Raw genomic sequence first — 8,470 nt, forward strand, 5'->3', positions numbered from 1 at the left:
TACCGGAGCGGACCCCACATACCTGCACGCGTTGTACGCCTGCGGCCCGGACCGGGCCGAAAGCCATGCGCCGAGCTGGCTGTACAGGTGATCACCGAGGACATACGGAGGAATGATGCCGGAACAGCCCGTCGAAACCGTACAGAGGCTCTACAAGGGCCTTTCGAGCTTTGACATCGACATGGTCCTCGGGACCTGCGACCCGGAAGTCGAGATCGTCGCCCCGAAGTCCCTGCCGTGGTCGGAAGGGGAGTACAAGGGACTCGACGGAGCCGCCGCCTACTTCGCCGGTGCGCTCGGCCACCTCGATCAGGCGCATTTCGACTTCGAGGAGTTGCTGCCCTCCGGCGACTGGGTCACCGCTCTCGGTTGGTGGAGCGGTCGGTTCAAGGCGACCGGAAAGGAATTCCGCGTGCGCTTCGTGCACTTCTGGGTAATCCGCGACGAGAAGGTGTTCCGGGCCGAAGGCGTGTCCGACACCGTGCCGATTGTCCGCGCCTCCGAGCCGGATCCCGAAAACACCGCGGCCTGAGCGGCCGGGCCGTGCGGCGATTCCAGCGTGGGGAGTACGCGTGAAATTCGGTGTGTCGACCGTCGTGACCGACGAGGGAATCGGTCCTGTGGAACTCGGCCGCGCGCTGGAGGAGCGTGGGTTCGAATCGCTCTTCGTGGGCGAGCACACGCACATTCCGGTGAAGCGGGAGACACCGTGGCCCGGCGGCGGGGATCTGGCGCGGGACATGTACCGCACCCTGGACCCGATGGTGGTCCTCACCGCGGCGGCGGTGGTGACCGAGCGGCTGCTCCTGGGCGCGGGGGTTTTCCAGGTCACCCAGCGCGATCCGATCGTGCTGGCCAAGGAGATCGCCTCGCTGGACCGGGTGTCGGGTGGCCGGACGGTCGTCGGCGTGGGCGCCGGATGGAACCGTGAGGAGATTCGCAACCACGGGACCGACCCGAAGACCCGGATGGCTCTGCTGCGGGAGCGGGTGCTGGCCATGAAGGCGCTCTGGACCGAGGAGAAGGCGGAGTTCCACGGTGACTTCGTCGACTTCGACCCGGTGTTCTCGTGGCCGAAGCCCGTGCAGGCCCCGCACCCGCCGGTCATGGTGGGCGGCAACCACCCGGCGGCCGTCGAACGGGTCCTCGAGTTCGGCGACGACTGGGGGATGATCTGGCTGCCGACGATGGTCACGGGTGAGGGAAAGCTGGCCGACCAGGTCACCGACTTCAGGCGGCGCGCGGCCGAACGGGGACGCGGGTACCTGCCCGTGACGATGTACCAGGTGCCGGCCGAACCCGAGGCGCTCGACGCGATCATGGAGTCGGGAGCCGACAGAGTGCTCTTCACCCTGCCGACCGCACCGGTTCCGGAGACACTGCGCAGCCTCGACACCATGGTGCGACTGATCGGCTGACGGCCGGCCCCGCCGCCGGCAGGGGCCCCGCGGCGCGAGGGCCGGCCGCCCTCGCGCCGCGCGGACCTTGCGCGCGGCGGCCGGACCGGCCGGGCGCGACGCGGGCGCGGACGCGGCCACGGATACGGACCGTGAAGTCCTGGAACGGCTTCGGAGGCTCCCCCGGCAGGGGTAGAGCCCACTACGTCCTGTTGTGAGGTGCGCCGGATCCCGGGCCGACATCCCGCAGGGTGACCGGGCAATGAGCGGTACGGCGCATTCCGCCGACGGTCCCGCGGGCCCGGACGGCCGTCACTTCCGCAACTCCTTGCACAGCCCGGCGAGTTCCTTCAATCTGTACTGCGCACACGATGATCTCAGTGACCTCACGGTCGCTCACGGTGAGACATACGATGCCGCTCATGCGCGTCGTGTCGTGTTCGTTCGCGTGCAAGTCCTTGAGCAACCTCAGCGATGACGGTTGTCCGAAGAAACGCATATTTTGTTCGAAGTTGGAGGATCCTTGGGCGTCGCCGCCCTTTCGGCGCTTCGGCTTCGAACAGCTCGAAGTGTCGCCGGAAGCAGAGGCTTGGCACAGTCGTGCCGGCTCTTGACCAGGTAGTCCGAAGAGCGGGAGCGCTCATCCGGACGTGGTCGGCCGCGTCAGAGGCGGGGGGAACATGCGCTTGGAACTGTTGGGTTCTGTCAGGGCCTGGTGCCACGGCGAGGAAGTGCTGCTCGGACCACCGAAACAGCGCGCGGTGATCGGAGTGCTCGCGAGCCGGGTCAACGAGATCGTCGGTGTCGAGGAGATCGTGGACGCGGTGTGGGGCAGCGCCGTGCCGCAGACCGCGGCCAACGGCGTGCACACCTACGTCGCCGGGCTGCGCCGGGTGCTCGAACCCGGGCGGGGGAGGCGGGAGTCGGGCGGTGTGCTCACCTCCTCGGGCGGGGGCTACGCGCTCTGTCTGAATCCGGAGGAAGTGGACGCCGCGCTGTTCGAGTGGCACCACGCGGAGGCGCGGCGGCTGCATGCCGAGGACCGGCCCTGGGAAGCGCTGCGGGAATTCGACGCCGCTCTGGGACTGTGGCGCGGGGACGCGTACGCGAACGTACCCGGCCCGTTCGCCGAGATGGAACGTACCCGGCTCGCCGAACTGCGGCTGACCGCGGTCGAGGAGTGGGCCGCCGACATGCTGCTGGTGGGCCGGCACGCAGAGGTCGTGGCCACGCTGTCGAACCTGGTGACCAGGGAACCGCTGCGCGAGCGGCTGCGCTGGTTCCTGATGCTGACGCTGTACCGCTGCGGACGCCGGGCACACGCCCTGGCCGTCTACCGCGAGACCCGGCGGTTGTTCAACGACGAGCTGGGACTCGAACCGGGTCTCGAACTCCAGTCCCTGCACGCGCAGATCCTCGCCGGTCACCCGGACCTCGTCTCCCGCATTCCGGGCATGGACAAGGGACGTCAAGCCGCCGCGCTGGTCTCCGGCACGCCGCAGGCCCCACCGCGTCCCGCGCAACTGCCGTACAGCGCTCGGGGTTTCGTCGGCCGCTCGGAGGAGCTGGCGGAGCTCGAAACGCTCACCGTCCAGGCGGGCGTACGGCCCGAGATGCGGCCGACGCTGGTGGTGATCGAAGGGGCTTCGGGGGTCGGCAAGTCGACACTCGCGCTGCACGCCGCGCGTCAGCTGTACGACCGTTTCCCCGACGGCCAGCTCTACGTGGACCTGTACGGAGCCAGCTCCCGGCACCAGCCGCTGAGCTCCCTGGACGCCCTGGCGCAGCTGCTGAGCGGTCTGGGCGTGGCGGAGTCACGCCTCCCCGACGATCTCGCCGGACGCAGCGCGCTGTACCGCAGCCTGTTGCACGGCAAGCGGGTACTGGTCGTACTGGACGACGCAGTCAACGCCGAGCAGGTACGACCGCTCATCCCGGGCGGACCGGCGTGCGTACTCGTCACCAGCCGGCGCCGGCAGCGCGGCCTCGTGGTCAGGGACGGTGCGTACCGCATCTCGCTCAAGCCGCTGGCACCCGGGGAATCGGTGCGGCTGCTCGGCTACCTGATCGGCAAGGACCGGCTGGAGGGGCAACGGGAGGCCGCCTACCGGCTCGCCGACATGTGCAGCCACCTGCCACTGGCCCTGCGGATCGCCGCCGAGGGGCTGGCCGGCCACCCCCGGCTGACACTGGCCGATCTCGTCCAGCAGCACGCCGCCGAGAACGGCCGGCTCGACCGGCTCGCCGTCGAGGACGACGTGGCGGCGAGCCTGCGGGCCGCGTTCGCCGTCTCCTGCCACGCGCTGCCGGCGGACGCGGCGCGGCTGTTCCGGCTCCTCGGGCTCTACCACGGTGACGTGATCACCGCGCCCGTCAGTGCCGCGCTCATGGGGAGCGGTCGCGCTCGCGCGGAGCGGCTGCTGGGCGTGCTCGCCGACAGCCACCTGCTGGAAGAGGCCGGCGAGGACACGTACCGCTTCCACAGCCTGCTGAAGATATACGCGGCCGAGTGCGCCGAGCAGGAGTCCTCCGCGCACCGGACCGCCGCCCTCGCCCGATTACTCGCGGCCGGAGAACTGTCATCGGGCTTTGATCCCGTATGCGAAACCCGCTTGTCCCGCCCCGCGACAGATCACGCCGAGCGGGCGCAGGCGGAGACAGTATCGAAATACTGACGAAACTCCGCGCATAGCAGCGAGCAGAGAGCAATATCGGAGGTGCGTGCGTGCACGGCCTCTGGGAGAGTTTCCAGCGCGGTTCGGTCAGTAAATCGGGGGGTACGTGTGATGCGCGGTGCCACAGGTGAGCGGGCGGAGTTCACGGACCATTCGGGCACGCCCGTAACGGGTCGGGAAGGTAAAGGAACAGGCGCTCCGGACGATGCGATCGCCATTGTCGGATGGTCCTGCCGACTTCCCGGTGCGAAAGATCCCGAGGCTTTCTGGAAGCTGCTCAGTGACGGATCAAGTGCCATATCGGAAATGCCCGCCGGCCGGGTCCTGCCTGAGTTGTCGACACGCGAAGAGCTGCCCGGCGGACGTGCCGCCGCGACGCCCCGCGGCGGATACCTCGATCACGTCGACCGATTCGACGCGGGTTTCTTCGGGATTTCCCCGAAGGAAGCCGCAGCCATGGATCCGCAACAGCGGTTGATGCTGGAACTCGCCTGGGAGTGCATCGAGGAAGCGGGAATCCCGCCCGCCGCCCTCGAAGGCAGCGGTACCGGCGTCTTCGTGGGCGCCATGGCCGACGACTTCGCGAAACTGGCGGGCCGCCGCGGCGCGGGACCGCTCACCCGGCACACCCTCACCGGGACCCAGCGCGGTCTCCTCTCGAACCGGGTGTCGTACGCCCTCGGACTGCGCGGCCCCAGCATGTCCGTCGACACCGGGCAGTCGTCCTCCCTCGTCGCCGTACACCTGGCCTGCGAAAGCCTGCGCAGGGGCGAGTCGACACTGGCGGTCGCGGCGGGGGTGCATCTCGTCCTCGATCCCGACGGCACCGCGAGCGTCGAGAAGTTCGGCGCGCTCTCGCCCGACGGACGCTGCTACACCTTCGACGCCCGGGCGAACGGTTACGTGCGCGGTGAAGGCGGCGGGGCGGTCCTGCTCAAGCCGCTGTCCCGCGCGCTGGCCGACGGCGACCGGGTGCACTGCGTCGTCCGGGGCAGCGCGGTCAACAACGACGGCGCGACCGACGGCCTGACCGTCCCGAGCCCCGCGGGCCAGGAGGACGTACTGCGGCGGGCTTGCGAGAAGGCCGGTGTCGACCCGGACGCCGTGCAGTACGTCGAGCTGCACGGCACCGGCACCAGGGCCGGCGACCCGGTCGAGGCGGCCGCCCTGGGCGCCGCCTTCGGCCGTACCAGACCGGCCGGCCGGCCGCTGCTCGTCGGCTCCGCCAAGACCAACGTCGGACACCTCGAGGGCGCGGCGGGCATCGTCGGCCTGCTGAAGGCGGCGATGAGCATCGAGCGCCGCCAGGTGCCCGCCAGCCTGAACTTCGAGACCCCGCATCCGCGTATCCCCCTGGACACCCTGCGGCTCGGTGTCGTGCGCACCCTGTCCCCGTGGCCGCGCCACGACCGGCCGCTGTACGCCGGGGTCAGTTCCTTCGGCATGGGCGGGACCAACTCCCATGTCGTACTGGGGGAAGCGCCGCAGGCCCGCCGCGAGGACCCGGCTGTCCGGCCCCGCGGCCCGCTGCCCTGGGTACTCTCCGGCCGCGAGGCGCAGGACGTCGCCAGGCAGGCCGGACGGCTGCGGGAGTTCGTGGCGGACCGCCCCGGCCTGGACGCGGCCGACATCGGCTTCTCGCTCGCCACCACCCGGGCGCGACACGAGCACCGGGCGGTCGTGGTCGCCGGCACGCGCGCCGAGTTCCTCGAAGACCTGGACGCACTCGCCGCGGACCGGCCGCCGGTCCGGACGGTGCGGGGCGTCGCCGGGGTGGCGGGCGCCGGCGCCGACACCGCGTTCCTGTTCCCCGGACAGGGGGCGCAACGCCCCGGCGCGGGGCGTGAGCTGTACGAGGCGTTCCCGGCCTTCGCGGACGCCCTGGACGAGATCTGCGCCCACTTCGACGTCCTGCTCGACAGGCCGCTGCGGGACGTGATGTGGGCCGCTCCGGACAGTGCCGAGGCCGCTCTGCTCGACCGGACCGCGTACACCCAGCCGGCGGTCTTCGCCCTCTCCGTCGCGCTCTTCAGGCTGTTCGGGCACTGGGGCACGGTCCCCGGCCATCTCATCGGCCACTCCATCGGTGAACTCGCCGCCGCGCACGCCGCCGGGGTGCTGTCGCTGCCCGACGCCTGCGCTCTGGTCGCCGCGCGCGGGGCGCTGATGGAGCGGCTGCCCGGCGGCGGCGCGATGGTGGCGGTGCAGGCCACGGCCGACGAGGTCGCGCCCCTGCTGGACGGAGTACGCGCGTCGATCGCCGCCGTCAACGGCCCCGATTCGACCGTCGTCTCCGGCGACGAGGACGCTGTCGTCGCCGTCGCGGCCGTATGGGAGGCACGCGGCCGCAAGACCCGTCGGCTCAAGGTGAGCCACGCGTTCCACTCCGCCCGGATGGACCCGGTCCTGGAGGAGTTCCGCGCGGTCGCCACCGGTCTGACCTTCCACGCGCCCGCGATACCGGTGATCTCCAACGTGACCGGCCGCGTGGCCGAGGGGATCGACAGCCCGGACTACTGGGTCCGCCAGATACGCGAGGCCGTGCGCTTCCACGACGGGCTGCTGACGCTCCGGGAGCTGGGCTGCACCACTTACGTCGAACTGGGACCGGACGCGGTGCTGGCGCCGCTGGCGCGCGACGTCGTCTCCGGCGTACCGGGCACGGCCGTCGTCCCCGCCCTGCGCCGCGGCAGGCCGGAGGCCGCGTCCGCCGTCGCCGCCCTGGGGACCGCGCACGCACAGGGCGCCGAGGTGGACTGGCCGGCGGTGTTCCCGGGCGCCCGGCGGGTCCCGCTGCCCACCTACGCGTTCCGGCGCCGGCGCCACTGGCTCGACGTCGCCGTACCGGAAACGGTCCGGCCGGACGGGCGGCCGGAGGCGGCGGAACCGGAGCCCTCCCCGGTGGCGACCGGGGCCATTTCACCGACGCCGTCCCTTCCGTCGGCGGATGTGCCGCCGCCGTCGCGCGTGCGGGAGGCTCCGGACCGCCGCCGGCTGATGCGGGCCGTACAGGACGCGGTGACGCTCGTACTGGGACACGGGCCGGGCGACACCGTCGTGGCAACGCGCAGTTTCAAGGAGATGGGACTCGACTCGCTCGGCGCCGTGGAGCTCCGGGACCGGCTCGGGACCGAGCTGAACGTACGGCTGCCGGCGACTCTCACCTTCGACCACCCGACCCCCGCCGCCGTCGTTGAGCACCTGTGGTCGCTGCTGTCGGGCACCACCGGACCGGAGGCCGCGTCGCGACGTCCCGCGGGCCCCGGACAGTCCGAGGAGCCGGTGGCTGTGGTGGGTATGGGGTGTCGTTTTCCGGGGGGTGTGGTTTCTCCGGAGGGGTTGTGGCGGTTGGTGGTTGATGGGGTGGATGCGGTTTCGGGGTTTCCTGTTGATCGTGGTTGGGATGTGGGTGGTTTGTTTCATCCGGATCCGGATCATGTGGGGACGTCGTATGTGCGGCGTGGTGGGTTTGTTCGGGGTGTTGCTGAGTTTGATGCGGGGTTTTTTGGTATTTCGCCGCGTGAGGCGGTGGCGATGGATCCGCAGCAGCGTTTGTTGTTGGAGACGTCGTGGGAGGCGGTGGAGCGGGCTCGTATTGATCCGTTGTCGTTGCGGGGGAGTCGGACGGGGGTTTTTGCGGGGGTTATTCATAATGGGTATGGGCCGTCGTTGGATGCGGCTCCTGGTGGGGTTCAGGGTTTTTTGTTGACGGGGAATACGCCGAGTGTGGCGTCGGGTCGTGTGGCGTATGTGTTGGGTTTGGTGGGGCCGGCGTTGACGATTGATACGGCGTGTTCGTCGTCGTTGGTGGCGTTGCATCAGGCGTGTGTGTCGTTGGTCGGGGTGAGTGTGATTTGGCGTTGGCGGCGGGTGCGACGGTGATGCCGCATCCGGGGATGTTTGTGGAGTTCAGTCGTCAGCGGGGGTTGGCGGCGGATGGTCGGTGCAAGCCGTTTGCGGCGGGTGCTGATGGGACGGTGTGGGGTGAGGGTGCTGCGTCGTTGGTGTTGGAGCGGTTGAGTGATGCGGTGAGTTTGGGTCATCCGGTGTTGGCGGTGGTTGCTGGTTCTGCGGTGAATCAGGATGGGGCGAGTAATGGGTTGACTGCGCCGAGTGGGGTGGCGCAGGAGCGGGTGATTTTGGGGGCGTTGGCGGATGCGGGGGTGTCGGCGTCGGGTGTGGATGTGGTGGAGGCGCATGGGACGGGGACGGCGTTGGGGGATCCGATTGAGGCTGGTGCGTTGTTGGCGACGTATGGGCGGGAGCGTGTGGGTGGGCGGCCTTTGTTGTTGGGGTCGTTGAAGTCGAATATTGGTCATACGCAGGCGGCTGCTGGTTTGGCTGGTGTGATCAAGATGGTGATGGCGATGCGGGCGGGGGTGGTGCCGGGTTCGTTGT

The 8,470-nt window shown here is 70.0% G+C and carries 4 protein-coding genes and 1 pseudogene; all 5 read left to right on the forward strand.

Going from position 1 to position 8,470, the window contains the following annotated elements; genetic code table 11:
- Positions 1-115 precede the first annotated feature (115 nt).
- On the forward strand, positions 116-532 hold the full coding sequence (locus tag AS594_RS29240) for a nuclear transport factor 2 family protein (RefSeq protein WP_167368051.1): 417 nt from the start codon (positions 116-118) through the stop codon (positions 530-532).
- A gap of 40 nt (positions 533-572) precedes the next feature.
- A complete protein-coding gene (locus AS594_RS29245) occupies positions 573-1,418 on the forward strand; it encodes an LLM class F420-dependent oxidoreductase (RefSeq protein WP_069929818.1) in 846 nt (281 codons plus the stop codon).
- 659 nt (positions 1,419-2,077) lie between these two features.
- A complete protein-coding gene (locus AS594_RS29250; RefSeq protein ID WP_107357876.1) occupies positions 2,078-4,072 on the forward strand; it encodes an AfsR/SARP family transcriptional regulator in 1,995 nt (664 codons plus the stop codon).
- 210 nt (positions 4,073-4,282) lie between these two features.
- Entirely contained in the window at positions 4,283-7,954 is a 3,672-nt protein-coding gene (locus AS594_RS48385) for a type I polyketide synthase (RefSeq protein ID WP_478078926.1), read from the forward strand.
- Positions 7,955-7,968: 14 nt separating this feature from the next.
- A pseudogene (locus AS594_RS48390) lies at positions 7,969-8,409 on the forward strand (beta-ketoacyl synthase N-terminal-like domain-containing protein); the annotation flags it as partial.
- Positions 8,410-8,470: the final 61 nt, after the last annotated feature.

The sequence above is a fragment of the Streptomyces agglomeratus genome, assembly GCF_001746415.1.
GTDB classification, from domain to species: Bacteria; Actinomycetota; Actinomycetes; order Streptomycetales; family Streptomycetaceae; genus Streptomyces; species Streptomyces agglomeratus.

Excerpts from the sequence above, each read along its gene's own strand:
- AS594_RS29240 (WP_167368051.1), top strand. The coding sequence starts at position 116 with ATGCCGGAACAGCCCGTCGAAACCGTACAGAGGCTCTACAAGGGCCTT.
- AS594_RS29250 (WP_107357876.1), top strand. The coding sequence starts at position 2,078 with ATGCGCTTGGAACTGTTGGGTTCTGTCAGGGCCTGGTGCCACGGCGAG.